Source organism: Nonomuraea sp. MG754425 (assembly GCF_021699195.1).
Classification (GTDB): domain Bacteria; phylum Actinomycetota; class Actinomycetes; order Streptosporangiales; family Streptosporangiaceae; genus Nonomuraea.
The window spans coordinates 61,515-82,406 of the sequence record NZ_SSXE01000031.1; the positions used below are offsets into that span (position 1 = coordinate 61,515).

Genomic DNA, 20,892 nt, shown 5'->3' on the forward strand with positions numbered 1-20,892 from the left:
TCTCTCCCGCGCGCATCCTGACTCCGGCCGGCCACGGCCGGGACGAGGACCGCGACCCTTCCCGCGCCGACGCGCGCCCGCCTGCCGAGCAGGCACGTCCCGAGCAGGACGGCGCGCGCCCGCGACGCGCCGTCAGCCGCTTCTCCCACCGCAAGGCATGACGGAAAGGAATCTGGTCATGGACCTTCCCCGTATCTTCACCATCCGCGAGAGCAGCCACCGCATCCACAACCCGCTGACCGACGCCAAGCTCGCCACCCTGGGCCGGGCCCTCCACCTGGCCCCCGGCACACGCGTGCTCGACCTGGCCAGCGGCTCGGGCGAGATGCTCTGCACCTGGGCCCGTGACCTGGGCGTCACGGGCACGGGCGTGGACATCAGCAGCGTCTTCACCGAGCAGGCCCGGGCCCGCGCCGTCGAGCTCGGCGTCGCCGACCGGGTCGCGTTCGTCCACGGCGACGCGGCCGGTCACGTCGCGGACGAGCCGGTCGATCTCGCCGCCTGCGTCGGCGCCACCTGGATCGGCGACGGCGTCGCAGGAACGGCCGAACTGCTCGGCCGCAGCCTCCGCCCCGGCGGTCTGATGCTGATCGGCGAGCCCTACTGGCGCCGGACGCCGCCGGACGAGGAGGCCGCGCAAGCCTGCCACGCCACGAGCCTGGCCAACTTCCTGCTCCTGCCCGAGCTGATCGAGCGGTTCGGCGACCTCGGGTACGACGTCGTGGAAATGCTGCTGGCCGACCAGGACAGTTGGGACCGGTACAGCGCGGCTCAGTGGCTCAACCTGCGCCGCTGGCTCGACCGGAACCCGGACGACGAACTGGCCGACGAGGTACGGGCCGAGCTCAGCACCGAGCCCGCCCGCTACGCCCGGTACACGCGTGAGTATCTCGGCTGGGGAGTCTTCGCCCTGATGCGGCGCTGATCGTCCGAGCCGCGCGGGGCCGGGGGCGGCCCGCCGTCTGGCCTCGCGCGGCTCGCCGTGAGCGTCGTTCCTCGCCGCTGGCTATCCTGTGGCACGTCGAGCCGGGCACGGCTCCCCCACCACGAGCCCACCGGAAGGCGACGACCGTGACACCCTCCCAGCGGCGGAGCGCCTGGCCGGCGACGGCGGTGGTGGTGGTAGTGGCGCACGCGGTCCTGGCTCTCCTGACGGCGATCATCCTGGCGGGCGTCTGGCGGCTCGGCGCGGACCTGTGGCAGATCCTCACCGCGGCGGGTGCCTCCGTGCTGCTCCATGCGGGAACGGTGGTGGCCCGCCGACGGCCGTGGCCCGGGTACGCGATCGGCGCGCTGGCCATGCTCGTCCTGGTGACGATGCCCTTCCTGGGCTGGTCACCCAGCATGCTGCCCTCGGCGGTGTGCTTCCCGTACATGTTGTGGCGGCTGGCCGGCCTGGTGCCGATGCGCTCCTCGGTGCTCGCGCTGGCCGTCGCCGTGCTCGGGATCGTCCTGACCGAGGTGGTGGCGTGGGCCCGGCAGCCCGCTGACGACCCCGGGTGGACCCGCCTGGTCGAGGGCGGGCTGCTGCTGCTCGTGGTCGGCGGCGGGTGGCTGGCGGCCCTGCTGGCACGTCGCAGGCGCGAGGCCGGCCGCCGGGCCGAGAGCGAACGGCTGGCCGCGGCGGTCGCGGACGAACGGGCCGGCATCCGCCGCGACCTGCACGACGTGATCGCGCACACGGTCACCGTCATGGTCGCGCGGATCGACGCCGCGGCGGTGACGACGGCCGATCCGGCGACCCGCCGCGAACTCGGCGACATCGCCGAGGCCGGCCGGGACGCCCACCTGGGCCTGCGGGCGATGCTGGCCACCCTGGGCCCGGCCACTGTGACGCCGCGCGCCGATCCCCGCTCCGGGCAGGTCCCGATCTCGCTCGACGCCCTCCCCGACCTCGTGGCCGCGGCGGCGAGCCCGCTGCACGCGGTGACGTTCGCCGAGGTGGGCGAGCGGCGGCCGCTGAGCCTGAGCGCCGAGGTCGCGGCGGTCCGGACCGTGCAGGAGGGCATCACCAACGCGCTGCGCCACCTCGAACCGCCGGTCGAGGTGACCGTCCGGCTGCGCTGGGCCCCGTCCGAGGTGGTGGTGGAGGTGCGCGACGACGGCGGAGGGGCGCTCCGCGACGCCGGCAGCCACGGGACCGGCCTGATGGGCATCGAGGAACGGGTGCGTGCCGCGGGTGGCACCCTGTCGATCGACGACGGGGACCACGGGTGGCTGCTGCGGGCGCGGCTCCCCACGAAGGAGGGGGCATGACGGGGATCCGGGTCATGCTCGTCGACGACCAGGAACTGCTGCGGGCCTCGCTCCGCACGGTGCTGTCGGCCGACGCGCGCATCGAGGTCACCCACGACGTCGCGAACGGCGCCGACGCGATCGAGGTCGTCCGGCGGCACCGCCTCGACGTGGTGCTGATGGACATCCGCATGCCGCGCATGGACGGGGTCGCCGCCACGGCGGAGATCGTCAGGATCGCACCGGCGACCCGGGTGCTCATGCTGACCACGTTCGATGACGACGAACTGGTCGTGGCCGCCGTCCGGGCCGGCGCGAGCGGCTACCTGACCAAGGACGTCCGGCCCGCCGCCCTGGCCCAGGCCGTGTGTGACGTGGCCTCCGGGACGTCGGCACTGGCCCCGGGGGTGGCCGCGACGATCCTCGACCTCGTACGGCAGGTGCCGATGCGGCGGACGGCTGCCCTCGACGGCCTCACCCCGCGCGAGGTCGAGATCTTCGGCCTGCTCGCCCGCGGCAGGTCCAACAGCGAGATCTGCGCGGACCTCGTGCTGAGCGAGAACACGGTGAAGTCGCACGTCCGGGCCGTGCTGCAGAAACTGGGCCTGCGCGACCGCGTGCACGCGGTGATCCACGCGTACGAGAACGGGCTGGTGGGCCGGCACGATCTGCCCGGCTGAGATTCCATCCTGCCGGGTGGCGGCGTCTCACCCCTCGGGGTGATGCCGGCCGGTGCCGCCCGGCCTAGGTTCGACGACGTGCGATTCCCACCTCTGCGTTCTCCTCGTGTGCTCTGCCTCCTCGTCCTCGGCGGTGTGCTGCTCGGCTGGCCGGCACCGGCCCATGCCGGCGGCGACCGGCCGGTCGACGAGTACCGCTCCGTCTACGGCACGCCGGGTGTCGCGGCGGCCGTGATCGACGGCTCGTCCGTCGAGACGATCGTCCGCGGCCGGGACGGAGACGGCCACGCGGTGACCGCGCGGACCCCGTTCCGGATCGCGTCGATGAGCAAGTCGATGACGGCTACGGCGATCATGCTGCTGGCCGACCGTGACCGCGTCTCCCTGGACGACCCGGTCGTCAAGGTGCTGCCCGAGTTCAGGATGGCCGATCCGCGCTTCACCGCGATCACCGTGCGCCATCTCCTCAGCCACACCTCGGGGCTGTCGAACAGCACGAACAACGAGTACGTGTTCCCGCCCCCGCGCAGCGCGCGGGAGATCGTGGCCGGGCTGGCCGGCAAGACCCTGGTCGCCGCTCCGGGCACCCGCTCGGAGTACCACAACACCAACTACTCGATCGCGGCGCGGATCGTCGAGGTGCTGTCGGGGCAGTCCTTCGACGCCTTCCTCCGCACCGAGCTGTTCACGCCGCTGGGCATGACCGGCACCAGCTCGACGTCGGGGTGTTCCGACGGCGCCGAGGGCCTGCCGTCCGGGTACGAGGTCGTTCTCGGGGTGGCCGTCGCGGCGCCGGAGATGCCGGGAATGTGCGTCGGCAACGGCGGGGTGATCTCGACCCTGGACGACATGGTGCGGTGGCTGCGCTTCAACCAGGGAACCTTGGGGCCGGACCTGCTGAGCGCCGGCTCCCTGGCCGAGTTGCACACCGTCCAGCCGGAGGCCGGCGACTACGCGCTCGGCTGGCAGTCCCGCTCCGTCACTGCCGGCGCCCCGCCGTCGCTGGTCGGGCACGGCGGCACGCTGGCGACGTGGACCGGGGACATGGTCTTCTCGCCCACGACCGGGATGGCCGCCGTCGTCCTCACCAACAGCGGCGGCGATCCCAGCCTGCTCTCGGCCAACCTGCTCGCCGAGCGGACCGGGGCGCCGGCGACGCCGATGAGCAACCCGCTCACCGTCGTGAACGCGGTCCTGCTCGGGCTCACGGTGGGGATGACCGCGCTGCTGGTCACCGCGGTCGTCCGGGCGCGCCGCTGGGCCGCGCGACGCCGCGCGGCGCGCCGGCCATGGCTGTTGCCGCGGCTCGTGCCCCTCGCCCTGGTGACGGTGCTGGGCGCGGTGCTGCCGACGGTGATCTGGGGGGCGTTCAACGTCCAGTACTGGATCGTCACCGCCTGGCTGCTGCCGCTGCTGACGCTGCTCTGCCTCCTCTGCTTCGGGCTCGGGGCGCTCGCGCTCGGCCGTCGGCTCTGGTGCTTCCGTCGCACCGGTCAGGCGACCGCCGCGCCGGTACGGCCGGCCACGGCGGACGTCTGACCCGGGCGGGGCGGGCGTGCGGGGCGGTCGGGCGGGATCACCACACCTCGACGTCCACGCCGATCGTGAGGGTGCGCAGGGCACTGAGCGCGAGACAGGTGCGGTCGTCGCTGCTCAGCCCGTACTTGCCGGCTTCGCCCGTCCCGGGCAGCAGGTCGAGCACGGCGCTGATGTGGCCGCGATCCGCCGCGCTCCGGGCCACGTCCGCGGACTCTCGTCGCCTGGCCGCCTTGGGCAGCGTCGCGAGCCGGGAGTGCCGGGCGGCGAGCTCGGCCACCTGGGCGGCGGTCGGGCCGGTGGGCCTGCCCTCGGCCGCGATCCGTTCGGCGAGCGGCAGGAGCTCCTGCACCGAGGACCAGTTGATCTCGCCCCACAGCCGGAGCAGATCGGGCTGCCCGTAGACGGTGAGGGCGTGGGCTCCCGTCCAGTCGTCGAACCAGCGCACGCCGAAGGCATGCCGCTCGTTCGGGTCGTGCCGCTCGCTGCGCTCCCCGATCAGCTCGCGCACCAATTCGGTCTCGCCCCGCCGCAGCAGGCACACCAGCCAGGGCACGCCGCTGTGGTACCGGCCGCGCGGCGTGCCCACGCCGCCGTCCAGCACGACGCGGGCCTCCTGCTCCCGGCCGCACTCGGTGAGCGCCCAGACCAGCGGCAGGCGGACGTCCCAGTTCGAACGGCCGGCGTCGGCGGCCGCGCGCGCGGAGGCGAACCACTGCTCGGAGCGGTCACGATGCCCCAGGACCGCGCAGGCCCCGGCGACCGCCGCCAGGTCCGCCGCCTCGCCCACGTCCGCGAGATCGTCGTCGGCGTGGGGGAAGACGGCGGCGGCCTCGGCATCGTGACCGGCCGCGCCGAGCACGAGCGCGATCCGCGCCAGGTGTCCGGGACGTCGCCGGTGTTCCGGGATCGCGAAGGCCAGGTCGCGGGCTTCGGCGGCCTCGCCCCGGCGGGCGTGGACCATCGCGAGCTGCTGGAGCGTGTCGACGGTCCAGTCCTCGAAGCCCAGCGAGACCGGGTGGGACAGGTCGACGAGCGTGCCGCGGACCACCGTGATCAGGTCGGAGACGGTCGCCGTGTCGGGCGGCGGCCACGTCCCCGTCGCCTCCGCCGTGCTGCCGCGTCCCCGGAACGGCGCCAGCAGCCGCGCGCTCTCCGGCGAGGCCGCCCACACGCCCGCGTGCGCCGGGTCGGGGAAGATCTCCTGCTCGCCCCAGCGGAACGGCCAGGCGCAGCGGCGGGCGACCGACCAGCAGAGCCGGGCGTCGAGATCGCCCTCGCGGCCGGGCGGCGCGATGAGCGTGCCGTCCTCGAACGCCACCGCCCAGGTCTCCTCGTCCAGCGCGAACGCCGGGTCGAGCCGGAGCCGGTCGCCGAGGTCGCGGCCGGTGAACAGCAGCGGGCGGCGGGCGGCCGGCTCCGGCTGATGCCGTCCAGGACGCGCAGCCGCTCGGGCTGTCCGGCGAGGGACCAGATCTCGATCCGTCCCTCGGCGGTGACGCAGGCGGCCCGCGCGCCGTCCGGTGACCAGGCCCACGACCGGGCGTCCGCGCCGCGCGGGTTGGACGGGCTCGCCCGGACGTTCAGGTCGTGCCGGTGCTCGCCGGTGGTTCCGTCGATGATCCCGACGATTCCGCCGGCCGGGTCCACCACCGCCAGCCGGCCGCCCGGACCCCAGCAGAGGACGTCGGCGCCCGGGTAACCGGGCAGTTCCGCCGTCGTCTCCCCCGTCAGGGCGTCGGCGACGACGAGCCTTCCGTCGCGCGGGTAGGCGAGGAGCCGCTCGTCCGGGCTCCACTCGGGCGGGGCCGCGTCCTCGTCCTCGTCCAGGGGCAGGATCCAGGAGACCCGCTGTCCGTCCACGTCGAGCGAGATCGCCGCGTGCGAGTACACCGCCTCGCCGTAGATCCGGGAGCCGTCGCGCGACCAGAACGCCCGGTCGAGGATGTGTTCGGGCTCATCGCTTTCGCTCTCCCAGGACTCCTCGGGCGGTTCGCGGAACTCGATCGGCGGGGTTCCCTCCGGGTGGGCGTCCGGCGGCCCGGCGACCGAGCCCTCGTGCATCGCCACGATGACGTTGCGCAGGAAGCCGGACCCGCCTCCGTAGACGAACGCGCGCCTGCCGTCGGGGGCGAACGCCATGCCCGGCGGCCTGCCGGAGGCGAGGAAGAACGCGTCGGCGATCGGCTCGCGGGCGGTGCCGAACGCATCCCACACGCCGGTCGCGTTGGTGTTGTACTCCAGCGCGATCCGCGTGCCGTCCGCCGACCACTGGAGGCAGCGCGCGCGGTCGCCGAACCCGACGCCGCCCATGACGGCGTCGATCGCGTGGACGCAGCGGCCGGTGGCGACCTCGAAGATCTGCAGGACACCGCCCCGGTCGTAGTCGGCGCCGGTGCCGCTGCCGACCGCGAGGTGGCGGCCGTCGGGGCTGAGCGCGTGCCCGGTCAACTCGCCGTGGTGCACGTCGGCGTGGCGCAGCAGCGCGCCCGCCGCGCGCAGCCGGGCGGTCGCGAAGCGGTGCGCGTCGGTGACCCCGTGCGCGTGTTCCAGCGCCCGCAGCGCCTCGCGCAGCGGCACGGTGTCGCGCTCCGGGCGGAACGCGGACCAGTCGGCGTTCTCGAGGGTGGCGAGGGCCTGGCCGGGGTCCATCCGCTCGTCCGGGACGCCGGTGAACGGCGGGGACGGCGGCGGCGTGCCGGGCTCCCGGCCGTCGAGCACCGCCTGCAGCGCGTCCTCGTCGTGGATCGGGATGCCGCGCACCGCCGCCGGACCTGCCTTGGCGCCCGACTTCGCCCCGGCGAAGACCAGGTCCGTCTTCGCCGAGACCGACGCCGTCACCTTCGCGCCCAGCGCCTCCAGGCCGCGTTTGGCCTCATCCTTCGAAAGCCGGCCGAACCGCCCGGCCAGCACGATGTGGCTGCCACTGATGATCATGCCAAGCGACCGTAGCGGAGAATCCCGACACTTTATGGCGAAGTGCCGCTTCAGCGCCGTGGACGTGCCCCGGTCGGGCTGTTCGCCAGGGCCGCGCCCAGCGGCGTGTGCGCGTAGCGGACGGACCGGCCGGCGCGGGTGCGGGTGACCAGGCCGGCGTCGCGCAGCACCGCCAGATGGCCGCCGACGGCGCCCAGGCTCAGGCCGAGCTGGGCGACGAGCTGCGTCGTCGTCGCGGGCACGTCCAGCGCGCGCAGCACCTCCGCGCGGCGCGGGCCGACCAGCCGGTCCAGGGCCGCACCGCCCGGTGCGCGCGCCACGGGGCCGAGCAGGTCCGCGACGCCCCGGGCCGGATAGACCAGGGCGTACGGCCATGGTGGCTCGACGTAGCTGATCAGGGTGCCGAACACCGTCGGCATCAGCAGCAGGCCCGCGCCGGCCGGCCGGAGGCGGTCCCACTCGGTACGCGAGCCCGTACGCACCTCGATGGTCCCGGTCTGCCCCTCGGCGCGCCAGCTCACCCGTGGGTCGAGATCGGACAGCGCTGCCGCCCAGCCGTACATGGCCAGGTGGCCGGCGCGGCGGACCAGGTCACGTTCCAGCACCGCCCGCAGCCGCGGCCAGTCGGGCTCGACCAGTGCCCGCCAGCTCGCCTCGAGCGCGTCGGCGAGCCGGGTGACCACGTCGGGCGCGTCGAGGATGCGTCGCACGTAGCGTGGCGGCGTCCGCAGCCCGGCCAGGTTGCGGGCCAGTTCCAGGCGGGCCCGGCGCAGCGGCGTGGCGCGTACGACGGCCAGTTCGGCGGCGAAGCCGGCGCCGGAGCCCGACGGCGGCGGATGGACGAAGTCGGCGTTGTAGCCGCCGCGGCGGAACAGCGCCGTCAGCGCCCCGACCGCGGGCACCTCGCGGCGCAGCTCCGCGTACCGGGGCGCGACGCGCTCGGCCCACGGCCGCAGCGGGCCGGCGGCCTGCACGCCGGCGGCGACGCGCAGCGCCTGCATCGCCTCGCCCAGCGGCGAGATCGCGTAGCGGGTCCGCGCCACATCGACCGGGCCCACCTCGATGGCCAGCATGTTTCGCCTCCACACGAAAGGATAGCCACCGTGGCCGGGCCGCCGTGATGCTGTCGGCCATGATCCCTGCACCCGGGTCCGCCACCTACCGCGAGGTGTTCGCCGTCGGCCAGTTCCGTGTGCTGTTCGGCAGCTACACGCTCTTCCTGGCCGGCGAGACGGTGCGGACGCTCGCGCTGTCCGTGACGGTCTACGCGGCCACCGGGTCGCCGCTGCTGTCGGCGCTGGCGTACGCGGCGGGCTTCCTGCCCTACGCCGTGGGCGGCACGCTGCTGCTGGCTCTCGCCGACCGCCTGCCGCCGCGTACCGTCATGATCGGCTACGAGGTGCTGCGCGCCGCGGTCAGCGCCGTGCTCGCCGCCGGTCTGCTGCCGGTGCCGGGCATGCTGGCGCTCGTGTTCGTGACGGGGCTGCCCAGCGCCGTCGCCTCCGCCGCACGCACCGCCCTGCTGCCCGACCTGCTGGACGGCGACCGCTATGTGCTCGGCCGCGCCGTGTTCTCCATGGCGGCCGGCGGCACGCAGGTGCTCGGCTTCGCCGCCGGCGGCCTGCTGATCGCCGCCGCCGGCGCGCCGGGCGCGCTCTGGATCACCGCCGCGACCTGCCTGGCCTCGGCCGGGCTGCTGCGGCTGCGCCTGGCCGACCACCCGCGCCGCCGCACCGGCGGTGCGGCCGGCGCCGGCGAGACCTGGCGGGTGAACCGGGAGCTGCTGGGCCGGCCCGCGGTCCGGGGACTGCTGCTGGCGCACTGGGCGGCGCCGGCGCTGATGGTCGGGGCCGAGGGCGTGCTGGTCCCGTACGCCGCGCGGGCGGGCGCGCCGGACGCGGCCGGTCCGCTGTTCGCGGCGGTCGCCGCCGGGATGTTCGCCGGCAACCTGATCGTCGGCCGCCTGGTGCGCCCCGCGGACCGGGAGCGGCTGGCCGGCCCTCTCGCGCTGGCGCTCGGAGTGCCGCTGCTGGGGTTCGCGCCGGGCCCCGCACCGGGATACGCCGCCGTCCTGCTGGCGGTGTCCGGTTTCGGGGTCGCCTACCAGCTCGCGCTGGCCCGCCGGTTTCTCGACGCGGTGCCCGAGACGCGGCGCGGACAGGCGTTCGGCCTGCTGCTGACCGGCACGATGACGCTGCAGGGCCTGGCCGCCGCGGCCGGAGGCGCGCTGGGCGAGGTCGCGGACCCGGGGCTGGTCGTCACGCTGGCCGGCGCGGCCTCGGCCACCGCCGCCCTGCTGTCCTGGCGGACGCTGTCACCCTCCCGGCGTCCCTGACCTCGGTGTCGACCTGGGTGGACCGCGGTCGGTGACCGCCGTGGCCCTCGGCGTCGCGGTGGCGGAGCTCTGAGCCGGGTCGGGACGCCGGAGAATCGGGGGATAGCCGACTGTAAACAGAAAGTAATTGATCAGGCACTGTGAGTTGCGTCATCGTGCTCTAGTCCGAGCACCTCACCCCGCAGGAGCACTCATGCTGCGTGTTCACCACCTGCTGTCCGGAGCCGTTCTCATCACCGCCGCCGGTGCGGGCCTCGCCCTGCCCGCATCGGCTTCCGCCCAGGCCGCTCCCACCCCCATGTGTCTCGACGTCACCAACTACCGGGGCAACGGCATCGACATCTACCAGTGGGAATGCCAGAGCGGCAACAACAACCAGAAGTTCGTCATCGACAACGGCCAGATCAAAATCAAGGACACCATCGGCACCAACCGCCCGATGTGCGTAGACGTCACCAACAAAAATCAAGGACACCATCGGCACCAACCGCCCGATGTGCGTAGACGTCACCAACAACCGCGGCAACGGCATCAAGATCTACCAATGGGAATGCCAGAGCGGCAACAACAACCAGAAGTTCGTCATCGACAACGGCCAGATAAAGATCAAGGACACGCTCTGAGCCAGGCGGAGCACCCGGTGGCGGGGCCGGTGTCACCGGTCCCGCCACCGGCGGTCAGGCGAGGTGGTGCACCTGGGTCAGCGGGAGGGAGCCGGCCGGTGGCAGCCCCGTCGGCCGGCCGTCCACCAGCACGGGGCCGCCGTCGCGCGGCACCCGCACGTCCGGGACGGCGGTGTTGCGGACCATGTCCGCGCGGGTGAGCCCGCGCGAGCCGGCGACCGGCAGGTAGCTCACCCCGGACGGCAGCGCCCGCCGCGCCGCGGCGTCCTCCAGGGCCTCCCGCGCCACGAAGACGTGCGCCAGCCGCCGCGGCGCGTCGCCCATCGCGCCGAAGAAGCGCCGGTAGGCCCGCGGCTGCCCGGCCCGCGTGGAGGCCGCGCCCGAGGCGCTCACGCCCCAGGCCACGAACCCCGACTTCACGACCAGTTCCGGCTTCGCGCCGAACCAGGCCGGGTGCCACAACACCAGGTCGGCGACCTTGCCCGGCGCGATGCTGCCGATCTGGCCGGCCATGCCGTGCGCGATCGCCGGATTGATGGTGATCTTGGCGAGGTAGCGCAGGACCCGCTCGTTGTCGTGGCGGCCGGCCACCCCTGCCACGGCCTTGGCGTGCGCGGCGAGCTGCCACGTCCGCCGGGCCGTCTCCCCGACGCGTCCCATGCCCATCGAGTCGGAGTTGACGATGCTGACCGCGCCGGCGTCGTGCAGCGCGTTCTCCGCCGCGATCGCGCTGGCCCGCACGCGGCTCATGGTCACCTCCGCGTCGCCGGGCAGCAGCGGGTTCTGCCGGTGCACGGTCATCGTCATCGGGAACAGCTCCGCCACCGTGTTGACCGTGTACGGCAGCGTCGGCGTGGTCGAGGAGGCCAGCACGTGCCCGTGGGAGAGGATCTCCAGCAGGTCGGGATGGCCGCCGCCGCCCTCGACGTGGTAGGCGTGCACCGTCCGGCCCCGCGTCGCCCCGATGGTGTCGGCCAGCAGGCCCGACTCGTTGAGCGAGTCGGTGTGCAGCGCCACCGGCAGGTCGGCGGCGTCGGCCACGGCCAGGCAGGTGTCGACGACCGCGGGCTGCGCGCCGAAGTCCTCGTGCACCTTGAAGCCGCCCGCTCCGCCGAGCACCGCCGCCTCCAGCGGGCCGCGCCGCACCGACGAGCCCCGGGCGAGGAAGGCCACGTTCACCGGCACCTCCCGCCACGCCTCGATCATCAGGTCGAGGTTGCGCTTGGGGTTGACGCCGATGTCCCACACGCCGCCGATGCCCATGCCGACCACGGTCGTGACGCCCGCCGACAGCGCCACGTCGAGCAGCGCCGGGCTGGACAGGTGGACGTGCGAGTCCACCACGCCGGGGGTGACGATCAGGCCCTCGGCCGGGATCATCGCCGTGTGCGGGCCGACGACGAGTTCGACGTCGTTCACCGCGTCGGGCGAGCCGGCCCGGCCGAGCCCGGTGATCCGGCCGTCCTTGATCCCGATGTTGGTCTTGAGCACGCCGAGCAGCGGGTCGAGGACGAGCGCGTTGGTGACGATCACGTCCAGCTCGGAGTGGCGGGCGCCGCTGGTGAGCAGCAGCCCCTCGCGCACCGTCTTGCCGCAGCCGCCGAGCAGTTCGTCGCCGGCCTCGGTGTCGTCGCGTTCGACCTCGACCACGAGCCCGGTGTCGGCCAGGCGCACCCGGTCGCCGGTGGTCGGGCCGTACACGGCCGCGTACGTCGCCCTGTCGAAGCTCATTCCCGGCCTCCGCTCGCCCGTCCGGCGCTCGTCGTTCGTGTCCTGCCGCCGCCGCTCATTCCTCGTCTCCCAGCGTGAGCCGGGGCGCGGTGGCCGCGCCCCCCAGCATGACCAGCCGCACCGTGACCGCCGCCCCGGGCGGGAAGCACAGGCTGCTGCCCGCGGGCACGTCCAGCCGCCGCCCGCGGGCCGCCTCCCGGTCGAACGACAGCGCCGCGTTGGCCTGCCAGAACGGGTAGTGCGACGACACGTGCACGTCCACGTCCGCGGTGTTGGTCACCTCGACCTCCACCCGGTCGCGGCCGGGCGCCGGTTCCGGCCGCCCGGTCGCCGCGGGCAGCACGGCCCCCGGGTCGGCCGGGTCCGGCTTCGTGCCGAGGGGGTCGTCCACGGCCACGAGCGCGGTGCCGGCCGGGAACAGCGCGTCCACCTCGACCCGGCGGACCAGCGCCGCGACTCCGGGCCTGGCCTCCTCGACGCGCACCGCGGCGCGGCCGGCCGCGATCACCGCCTCGATGGGCAGCCCGTCCCAGGCGGCCTCGAACACCGCGTCGGCGATCAGCGCCACGACCTCGGGCGCCGACAGCAGGGCGCCCCGGTCACGGCGGCGCCGGGCCAGCTCCGCCACCGTGAAGACGGTCAGGCGGTCGTGCTCCGCGGGGGTCAGATGCATCGACGCCTACCAGTCCCGGACGAGTTCCATGGTCGAGCAGTGGATGCCACCGCCGTTCTTGAGGATCTCGTCGTACGGCACCGGCACGATCTCCACGCCCTCGGCGGCCAGCCGGTCGGCGGTGCGCACGCAGTGCGCGGGGAACAGCAGCCGCCGTGGCCGCACCGTGAGCGAGTTGCAGGCGTACTGCTCGTCGGGGTGCGGCGAGACGACCTTGATCCCGAGGCTGTCCAGCCGGGCGAGGAACTCGTACGGCAGGCGGTGGGTGTTGGCCAGCGCCAGGTCGTGGTCGACCATGTGGAACTGGCCGTCCACGTGGATCGTGTACCCCGGCAGCGGCACCGGCACCACCTCGATGCCGAGCGGTTCGAGGATCCCGGCGAGCTGCCGCGCCCCCTCGGGGTTGCACCGGATCGACACCCCGAACACCGCCAGGTCGCGCCGGAGCTTGACGAACGTGCCGCCCTCGGCGAGCCCCGTGCCGGTGATCGTGCCGAGGATCGGCATGCCGAGCGCGGCGACCGTCCTGGTCACCGACGCCTCCTCGCCGCGCCGCATGCGCGGGGCCAGACGGGTGATGACGGCCCCGCCCGGCACGGTCAGCATCGGGTCGCGGGTGTAGACCGACTTGGTGTGCTCGGGCAGCTCGGGCGCCTGGACGACCTCGATGCCCTCGGCCCGCAGCGCCGACACCAGCGCCGCGTGCTGCTCGGCCGCGAGCCGCAGGTCGGGCGCCTGGTCGCCACGCCAGTACCAGCGGCGGTCCGGGTCGACGAGCGCGCCGGCCCTGGGGTCCCACGCCTCGGCGGTGATCTTCGACAGGCCGCTGCTCGGCGGGCGTACCAGCACCGTGCGCAGCGGGCTCACCTCGTCGGCGGCGCCCCAGCGGCGGCCCCAGTAGCGCTCCAGCTCGGCCGGGTCCTGGAAGCCCGGTTCGGGCTCCGGGCCGACCAGCTTGTGGTAGTAGTGCTCAGGCTGAGCGCCGTCGTCGGCGATCGTCGTCATGTCAGTCCTTTCCTCCACATCCGTGCGTCATCATCGCGTCACAGCTCCGCGACCCGGAGCCGCTGGGCCGCCACGGCGGCGAACAGCGTGATCAGCGAGAACACCAGCAGCATGACCGCCACCGGCCAGAGGCTCTCCCCGGTAGCGGCCAGCAGCGCCGTCGCGGCCAGCGGCACGAACCCGCTGATGGCCCCGGACACGTTGTACGACAGTCCCACGCCGGAGTAGCGCACCTCGCTGGTGAACATCTCGCTGAGCAACTGCCCGCAGGCGGCGTAGCTCACCGACACCAGCACGACACCGATCACCAGCCCGGCCGCGACCCCGGCCGGGGTGCCCAGGCCGACCAGCCAGAAGATCGGGAACGCCGCCACCGCCGAGGCCGCCGCGCCCCAGACCGCCACCGGCCCCGCCCCGACACGGTCGGCGATCTTGCCGAACAGCGGATACAGGCACAGGTTGATGAACGAGGCCAGCGTGGCCGCGTTGAGCAGCACGGTACGGTCGATGCCCGCGGTGTCGGAACCGTAGTTGACCAGGAACGTCCCGCACAGGTAGTAGCCGCCGATCCCGACGAACGACACCGCGACGCCGACCACCAGCCGCCACCCGCTGGTGCGGATCAGCTCGACCAGCGGACGCTTGGCGTCGCGCTGCTGGGACAGCATCTTCTGGAATACCGGCGACTCGTCCACCCTGCTGCGCACCCAGAGCGCGACCAGCAGCAGCGGGAAGCCCAGCAGGAACGGGATCCGCCACCCCCAGGACTCGAACTGCGCGTCCGGCAGCAGGCTGACCAGCGTGAACACCGCCGTGGCGGTCAGCGAGCCGACCGGGGAGCCCATCTGCGGCATGACGCCGTAGATGCCGCGCTTCTCCTTCGGCGCGTGTTCGACCGCCAGGGTGGCCGCGCCGCTCCACTCGCCGCCGACGGAGATGCCCTGCAGCAGGCGGAGCGTGGCCAGCAGGATCGGCGCCGCCACCCCGATCTGCGCGTACGTCGGCAGCAGGCCGATGCAGCCGGTCACGACGCCGATGAGGACGACGGTGACCATGAGGATGCGGCGCCGGCCGTACCGGTCGCCGAGGTGGCCGAAGACGGCCGCGCCCAGGGGGCGGGCGACGAAACCGACGCCGAAGGTGGCGAAGGAGGCCATCGTGCCCGCGAGCGGGCTCAGCTCGGGGAAGAACTGGCTGTTGAAGACCAGTGCCGCCGCCGTGCCGTAAACGTAGTAGTCGTACCATTCCAGCGCGGTGCCCGCGAAGGCGCCCAGCGCGACCGTCCGTGGGTGGGTTTCCGGCCGCTGGGGGTGAGCCGAGGATTGCATGATGCCACCTTGTCGCGTCCCTGACCTGCGCTTCAATCGCAAATCGGCACCCGCGTGCCGCCACTAGACTGTGCATTTGCACAACCGAGGAGGTTCCGGGGATGGCGGTCGAAGAGCTCTCGCGCGAGCTGGTGCGCGACGTCGCCCCGCTGGCCGACCGGTTCGTCTCCGAGCTGGCCGGCATCGGCGCCCCCTACGCGGGCACGGTCGTGCCCGAGGAGACCCTGCTGGCCGACGCCCGCCGCAGCCTCGAACTGATCCTGCGCCTCATCGGCCGGCTGCCCGTGCCCGACCACGTCGCGGGCGCCTCGGCCGAGATCGGCGCGGCGCGGGCCGAGGCGGGCGTGCCGCTCGACGCGCTGCTGCAGGCCGTACGCCTCGACGCCCGGGTCGTGTGGGACGAGCTGCGCCTGCGGGCCGACCCCGGCGACGCGCTCACCCTGATGGCCGAGGCGCCGCGCGTGTGGGAGGCGGTCGAGCACCACTCGATGGGCATCCTGGCCGCCTACCAGCAGCGGGTGCTGGAGATGGCCCAGGCCAGGCAGGACGAGCGGGCGCGGTGGTTCGCCCGGCTGCTGGAGTGCGACGGGCGTCACCCCGACATCCGGCGGCAGGCGGCCACCGTGCTCGGCTTCGACGAGGGCGCCTGGTTCGCCGTCGTCGCGCTCCCACCTGGCCCGTTCACGGCTCTGCGGCCGGTCCGCGAGCAGCTCGCCGCGCTCGGCGTCCGGGTGCACGCGCAGGAGTGGCCCGCCGGGTCGCTCGTCGTGCTGCAACTGCCCTCGCGGGCGGGCGCCGCCGCGGCCGAGGGCTGGTTCCGCGGCGTGCGGTGCGCGGTGAGCCCCGCCGTCGAAGGTCTCGCCGCGCTGCCCAGGGGGGTCCGCCTGGCCGAGCTGACCCTGTACGCGCTGCCCCCCGACGCCGCCGGCCCGCTCGCCACCCGCGACCTGTGGCCGGCGATCGCGGCCGGCATGCTCGGCGAGTTCCGGGCCGACCTCGTCCGCGACGCGCTCGGCGGGCTGGGCGAGCTGCCCGAGCGCGACGTCGCCAGGGTGCTGGAGACCGTGGAGCGTTACCTGCGCACCGGCTCGATCGCCGAGACCGCCCGGCAGCTCTACTGCCACCGCAACACGGTGCTCAACCGGCTGCGCCAGTTCGCCGCCGTCACCGGCCGCGACGTGATGACCTCGGCCGACGCCGCCGTCGTGACCCTGGCGCTGCGGGCCCGCGCCTACGAGTGAGCGAGGTGTGTCAGTCGAGGACGTGGGCGTGCAACGCGCGCAGGACCGCGTTGGTCCGGTCGCGCGCCCCCAGCTTGAGCAGCACCGTGGAGACGTGGTTCTTGACCGTCCCCTCGGCCAGGAACAGCGCGCGGGCGATCTCCCGGTTGCTGTACCCCTCCGCGACCAGGCGCAGCACCTCCAGTTCCCGCCCGGTGAGCCGCTGGATGTCCGGCAGGCCGTCGTCGTCCGGCGGGCGGCGGCGGTGCACCGCGCGCACCAGCCGGTCGGTGATCGACGGCGAGATGAGCGTCCCCCCGCCGGCGAGGACCCGGATGGCCTTGGTCAGCCGTTCGAGGGTCACGTCTTTCAGCAGGTAACCGCAGGCCCCGGCGCGCATCGCGTCCAGCACGAGGGTGTCGTTGTCGAACGTGGTCAGCACGAGCACCGGCGGCGACTGTCCGGCGCGGTCCCGCAGCGCCGACAGGGTCCAGATGCCGTCGTGACGGGGCATCCGCAGGTCGAGCAGGACCACGTCGGGCGCGTGCTCCCCGATCGCCGCCAGGGCGGACATGCCGTCGTCGGCCTCGCCCACCACCTCGATGTCGTCGGTCAGGTCGAGCAGGCTGCGGATGCCCTGCCTGACCAGGGTCTGGTCGTCGACCACGAGCACCCGGATCATCGGGCCGGCACCGTGGCGGTGACGCGGAAGCCGTCGCGGCCGTCGAGCCGCACCTCACCGCCGATCGCGTCGATCCGCTCGCGCAGGCCGCGCAGGCCGTTGCCGGGCCGCACGTCGGGGCTGCCGCGGCCGTCGTCCACGGTGGTGAGCCGCACGCCCTGATCGGGGGTGTTCTCGACGCGGATGCGCAGCGCGGACGCGCCGGCGTGCCTGATGGTGTTGGTGACGATCTCCTGGATGACGCGGATGAGCGTCATGGTCACCTCCTCGTCCGGGCGTACGTCGTCGTCGATCCACACGGAGATGTCGAGACCGGGGATGTCGCGGACCACGGCGGTCAGCGACTCGCGCAGGTCGGGGGCGTCCGAGCGGAGCTGCCCGACGGTCGTGCGCACGTCGCGCAGCAGGTCGCGGGCCACCCCGTCGGCGCGCTCGACGTGCGCGCGGACGGCGGGGCCCTCGTGGTGCTTGGCCACCTCCAGCTCCAGGGTGAGCGCCGTGAGCTGGTGTCCCATGAGGTCGTGCAGTTCGCGGGCGATGCGCAGGCGTTCGTGCGCGCGGGCGGTGTCGGCCATGACGACGCTGGCCGTCCGCAGCTCCACGTGCGCCTCGGCGAGTTCGCGGCGCAGCCGTTGCTCGCGCACGATCGCCAGCGCGCTGAGCACCGTCGCGGTCTGGAGCAGCAGGTAGACCAGGGCGCTGAGGCCGATGTCGGTCGGCGTGCGGGCGTCGAGGGCCACCGACGCGGCGATGACGCCGGTGTTGAGCACGATCACCACCGGGATCACCCGGTGCGGGGTGAGGTACGCGCTCAGCGTCGCGGTGAAGACGAGCAGGATCGGCAGCCAGCCGGCGTTGGGCGCGGCCAGGACCGTCAGCCAGCCCAGCACGACGGCGACGCCGTAGCTGATCAGCGCCCGTCGCCGGCGGCCCAGGTCGTCCCAGATCGCCGCGGCCGTCGCGGTGACCAGCAGCCCCGCGAACACCGCGCCCCACAGCGGCCGTGGCACCACGATGTGGCCGAGCCCGATGAGCGTCGGGGCGCCCACCGCGACGCAGACCAGCAGGACCAGCAGACCTGCCCACACATCTGGCCCGATTTGCCGCATATAGCCACTGTAGTGGGCGGACAGCCGGCACTGAGGTGCCGAAAGTCATGGGTGCCGGCACTGACCATCGGCACAAGACCGGCAAGCCGCCCTCCTCGTAGCGTCGGCGACATGTCAGCGACAACCGCAACAGCCGCCGTCGAGGCGGACCGCCTGTACAAACGGTTCCGCGCCAAGGTCGCGGTCGACGAGGTCAGCCTGTCGATCGCGTACGGCGAGGTCTTCGGCCTCCTCGGACGCAACGGCGCGGGCAAGACCACCACCGTGGAACTGATCGCCGGGCTGCGCCGGCCCGACCGCGGCACCGTCAGCGTGCTCGGCCTGGACGTCCGGCGCGACCGGGCCCGGCTGCGGCAGGTGCTCGGGGTGCAGTTGCAGGAGGCCACCCTGCACGCCACGCTCACGGTCGCCGAACTCGTCCGCCTCTACGCGACCTTCTACCGCGACCCGGTCCCGGCCGGCGAGCTGATCGAGTCGGTCGGCCTGACCGAGTCGGCGCGGACCCGTTTCGCCAACCTGTCCGGCGGCCAGCAACAGCGGCTGTCGATCGCGCTCGCCCTCGTCGGGCGGCCCCGGCTGGTGATCCTGGACGAACTCACCACCGGCCTCGACCCCGAGGCGCGCCGCCAGATGTGGGCCACCATCGAGGACCTGCGGGTCTCCGGCGTGACCGTCGTGCTGGTCAGCCACGCCATGGAGGAGGTCGAGCGGCTCTGCGACCGGGTCGCGCTGCTCGACGCGGGCCGGGTCGTCGCCCTCGACTCGCCCGCCGGGCTGGTCCGCAGGGCCGGGTTCGCCCAGCGGGTCACCTTCCGTGCCGCCCTCCCCCTGCCCGCCGGGCTGCTCGAGGACCTCGACGAGGTCGATCGGGTGCACACCGGCAACGGGCGCGTGACCGTCGAAGGGCACGGCGACCTGCTGCAGGCCGTGAGCGTCGCGCTCGTGCGCGCGGGCGTCGTGGCCACCGAGACCCGTAGCGAGCAGGCCGGCCTGGACGACGCCTTCGTCGCCCTGACCGGGCACCGGCTCGACACCGAGGAGGACGCACGGCGATGAGCGAGGTCACCGTCTACCGGCCGGGCCCGCGTTCCTGGGCCGTCATGCTGGTCAGCGAGCTCAAGATGGTCGCCAGGGACACCGCGGGGCTGATCGTGCCGCTCGGCCTGCCGATGCTCATCCTGCTGGTCAACGCCTCGTCCGCCGGCCGGCAGCCGGTCGGGCAGGGCCGGACCGCGCTCGACGCGTACGTGCTGCCGCTGGTGTTCACGATGGTCGTGGCCATGACCGGCATCGTCAACATGCCGAGTTTCCTGGCCTACTACCGCCGCAGCGGCATCCTGCGACGGCTCGGGGTGACGCCCGCGTCGCCCGCGCTGGTCCTGGTCGCGCAGGCGGCCGTCGGCATCCTGCAGATCGCGGTCGGCGTCGTGGCCGCGTGGATCCTGGCCGTGCTGCTGTTCGACGCCAACCCGCCCGTGAGCGTCGGCCCGGCGATCGGCGTGCTGGCGCTCACGACGGCCGCCATGTACGCCATCGGCCTGATCGTCGCCGCGCTGTCGCCCACCCCGAACTCGGCGGTGGCGATCGGCCTGACCGCCTTCTTCGCCCTGGGGGCCTCGGGCGGCATGTTCGGGGGGCGGGACAGCCTGCCCGACGTGATCGCCACGATCGGCGGCGTGCTGCCGTTCGGCGCGGGCAACCAGGCCCTGTCGGCGGCCTGGCTGGGCGCGCCCGTCGAGGCCGGCCCGCTGCTCGGGATGGGCGCGACCATCGTGGCCGGGGTGGTGATCTCGGCGCTGTTCTTCCGCTGGGAATGACCGCTGCGCCGGGTCAGGCCGGTACGGCTCGCATGACGCCGGCCACCTCGTCCACCACGGCCCGGGTGGGTCGCTGGCAGACCAGCCACGTCGTCATCACGGCCTGCGGCAGCTCCTGGACGGGCCGCCAGCGCCAGCCGGGCAGCCGCAGCGCGGCGACGTGCGAGGCGACCAGCGCGGCGTCGGAGCGCGTCGCCTGCGCGCAGGCCAGGACGTGCTCGGTGAACTGGGCGAACTGCCAGTACGGCCGGACGCCGGCGGCCAGCACCGCCGCCGTGACGCTGGCCTGGGCGGGCTCCCGTTCGCGGGCGTGCACGAGCACCCGCAGCGTGTGCAGATCGCCGACCCGGTAGCCGGGCTCGTCCGCCAGGGGATGGCCGGGCCGCACCGCCAGCCCGAGGGTCTCCTGGCGCACCAGCCAGGAGGCGAAGTGACCGGGCGGCTGCCGATGGACCAGGCACAGGTCGAGCCTGCCCTCGTGGAGCAGGCGGAGCTGGTCGAAGCTGGTGGCCTCCACGTAGTTCAGCTCGGCGTGCGGCAGTGCGGCGGCCACCGCCTCGACGACCGACGACAACCAGGACGCGGGCGTCGCGGGCGGCACGCCGACGGAGACCACCTGCCGCGCCCTGGCCGCTTCCGAGACGACCTCCTGGGTGGTCGCGGCCAGGCCGAGGATCTGCCTGGCGTGCTGCAGCAGCGCCTCCCCGCTCGGCGTCAGCCGCACCCCCCGGGACGTGCGATCGAACAACCGCTGGCCGAGCCGCCGTTCCAGATCCATGATCTGCCGGCTCAGCGACGGCTGCGAGACCAGCAGCCGCTGGGCGGCCTGATAGAACGAGCCCTCCTCCGCGACCGCGGCGAAGTAGCGCAGGTGCCGAAGTTCCACCACTCCTCCTCGACCGGCCGCTCGGCTATGCCTGTGGAACATAGCAGAGGTGCCCAGAAGGACTTGGACCGCACGGTGTGCCGGGCCCTGTACTG

At 73.9% G+C, this 20,892-nt stretch carries 18 protein-coding genes; 9 read left to right on the forward strand and 9 right to left on the reverse strand.

What is annotated here, in order from left to right; genetic code table 11:
* Nucleotides 1-178 precede the first annotated feature (178 nt).
* The 4 genes from FAF44_RS13790 to FAF44_RS13805 all read left to right on the forward strand — a co-directional run bounded on the left by FAF44_RS13790 (nucleotide 179) and on the right by FAF44_RS13805 (nucleotide 4,454).
* Nucleotides 179-925, forward strand: coding sequence for a cyclopropane-fatty-acyl-phospholipid synthase family protein (locus FAF44_RS13790; protein WP_237103517.1), 747 nt, complete (start codon nucleotides 179-181; stop codon nucleotides 923-925).
* A 146-nt stretch (nucleotides 926-1,071) separates the two neighbouring features.
* Nucleotides 1,072-2,256 carry a sensor histidine kinase gene (locus FAF44_RS13795; RefSeq protein WP_237103518.1) on the forward strand — a complete coding sequence of 395 codons (1,185 nt, stop codon included), beginning with the start codon at nucleotides 1,072-1,074 and terminating at the stop codon, nucleotides 2,254-2,256.
* On the forward strand, nucleotides 2,253-2,915 hold the full coding sequence (locus FAF44_RS13800; protein ID WP_237103519.1) for a response regulator transcription factor: 663 nt from the start codon (nucleotides 2,253-2,255) through the stop codon (nucleotides 2,913-2,915). Before FAF44_RS13795 ends, FAF44_RS13800 begins: the two co-directional genes overlap by 4 nt.
* A gap of 78 nt (nucleotides 2,916-2,993) precedes the next feature.
* Nucleotides 2,994-4,454, forward strand: coding sequence for a serine hydrolase (locus FAF44_RS13805; protein ID WP_237103520.1), 1,461 nt, complete (start codon nucleotides 2,994-2,996; stop codon nucleotides 4,452-4,454).
* A gap of 1,053 nt (nucleotides 4,455-5,507) precedes the next feature.
* Here FAF44_RS13805 and FAF44_RS13810 read toward each other — a convergent pair.
* Nucleotides 5,508-7,388, reverse strand: coding sequence for a WD40 repeat domain-containing protein (locus FAF44_RS13810; RefSeq protein WP_237103521.1), 1,881 nt, complete (start codon nucleotides 7,386-7,388; stop codon nucleotides 5,508-5,510).
* Between the two features lie 50 nt (nucleotides 7,389-7,438).
* On the reverse strand, nucleotides 7,439-8,461 hold the full coding sequence (locus FAF44_RS13815; RefSeq protein ID WP_237103522.1) for a helix-turn-helix domain-containing protein: 1,023 nt from the start codon (nucleotides 8,459-8,461) through the stop codon (nucleotides 7,439-7,441).
* Nucleotides 8,462-8,520: 59 nt separating this feature from the next.
* Here FAF44_RS13815 and FAF44_RS13820 point away from each other — a divergent pair, with 59 nt between their 5' ends.
* Nucleotides 8,521-9,723: an MFS transporter gene (locus FAF44_RS13820; RefSeq protein WP_237103523.1), complete on the forward strand. Its 1,203-nt coding sequence runs from the start codon at nucleotides 8,521-8,523 to the stop codon at nucleotides 9,721-9,723.
* A 494-nt stretch (nucleotides 9,724-10,217) separates the two neighbouring features.
* Entirely contained in the window at nucleotides 10,218-10,346 is a 129-nt protein-coding gene (locus FAF44_RS13825; protein ID WP_237103524.1) for an RICIN domain-containing protein, read from the forward strand.
* 54 nt (nucleotides 10,347-10,400) lie between these two features.
* Here FAF44_RS13825 and FAF44_RS13830 read toward each other — a convergent pair whose 3' ends face one another.
* Genes FAF44_RS13830 through FAF44_RS13845 form a run of 4 tightly spaced genes read right to left on the reverse strand, consistent with a single transcriptional unit; the run spans nucleotide 10,401 to nucleotide 15,083 of the window.
* Nucleotides 10,401-12,077, reverse strand: coding sequence for an urease subunit alpha (locus FAF44_RS13830; protein ID WP_237103525.1), 1,677 nt, complete (start codon nucleotides 12,075-12,077; stop codon nucleotides 10,401-10,403).
* 55 nt (nucleotides 12,078-12,132) lie between these two features.
* Entirely contained in the window at nucleotides 12,133-12,750 is a 618-nt protein-coding gene (locus FAF44_RS13835) for an urease subunit gamma (RefSeq protein ID WP_237103526.1), read from the reverse strand.
* 6 nt (nucleotides 12,751-12,756) lie between these two features.
* Entirely contained in the window at nucleotides 12,757-13,755 is a 999-nt protein-coding gene (locus FAF44_RS13840; RefSeq protein ID WP_237103527.1) for a dimethylarginine dimethylaminohydrolase family protein, read from the reverse strand.
* A 38-nt stretch (nucleotides 13,756-13,793) separates the two neighbouring features.
* Nucleotides 13,794-15,083, reverse strand: coding sequence for an MFS transporter (locus FAF44_RS13845; RefSeq protein WP_237103528.1), 1,290 nt, complete (start codon nucleotides 15,081-15,083; stop codon nucleotides 13,794-13,796).
* Nucleotides 15,084-15,184: 101 nt separating this feature from the next.
* Between FAF44_RS13845 and FAF44_RS13850 the strand changes: the two genes are divergently transcribed.
* Nucleotides 15,185-16,324, forward strand: coding sequence for a CdaR family transcriptional regulator (locus FAF44_RS13850; protein WP_237103529.1), 1,140 nt, complete (start codon nucleotides 15,185-15,187; stop codon nucleotides 16,322-16,324).
* Between the two features lie 10 nt (nucleotides 16,325-16,334).
* On the opposite strand, the gene FAF44_RS13855 is transcribed toward FAF44_RS13850, so the two are convergent.
* Nucleotides 16,335-16,985, reverse strand: coding sequence for a response regulator transcription factor (locus FAF44_RS13855; protein ID WP_237103530.1), 651 nt, complete (start codon nucleotides 16,983-16,985; stop codon nucleotides 16,335-16,337).
* Nucleotides 16,982-18,094, reverse strand: a complete 1,113-nt coding sequence (locus FAF44_RS13860) for a sensor histidine kinase (protein WP_237103531.1) — start codon at nucleotides 18,092-18,094, stop codon at nucleotides 16,982-16,984. Before FAF44_RS13860 ends, FAF44_RS13855 begins: the two co-directional genes overlap by 4 nt.
* A 111-nt stretch (nucleotides 18,095-18,205) precedes the next feature.
* On the opposite strand from FAF44_RS13860, the gene FAF44_RS13865 reads away from it, so the two are divergent.
* Both FAF44_RS13865 and FAF44_RS13870 read left to right on the forward strand, forming a co-directional pair.
* A complete protein-coding gene (locus tag FAF44_RS13865; protein WP_237103532.1) occupies nucleotides 18,206-19,150 on the forward strand; it encodes an ABC transporter ATP-binding protein in 945 nt (314 codons plus the stop codon).
* Entirely contained in the window at nucleotides 19,147-19,911 is a 765-nt protein-coding gene (locus tag FAF44_RS13870; RefSeq protein ID WP_237103533.1) for an ABC transporter permease, read from the forward strand. The genes FAF44_RS13865 and FAF44_RS13870 overlap by 4 nt, the downstream gene beginning before the upstream one ends.
* A 13-nt stretch (nucleotides 19,912-19,924) precedes the next feature.
* On the opposite strand, the gene FAF44_RS13875 is transcribed toward FAF44_RS13870, so the two are convergent.
* Nucleotides 19,925-20,797 carry a LysR family transcriptional regulator gene (locus FAF44_RS13875; RefSeq protein ID WP_237103534.1) on the reverse strand — a complete coding sequence of 291 codons (873 nt, stop codon included), beginning with the start codon at nucleotides 20,795-20,797 and terminating at the stop codon, nucleotides 19,925-19,927.
* Nucleotides 20,798-20,892: the final 95 nt, after the last annotated feature.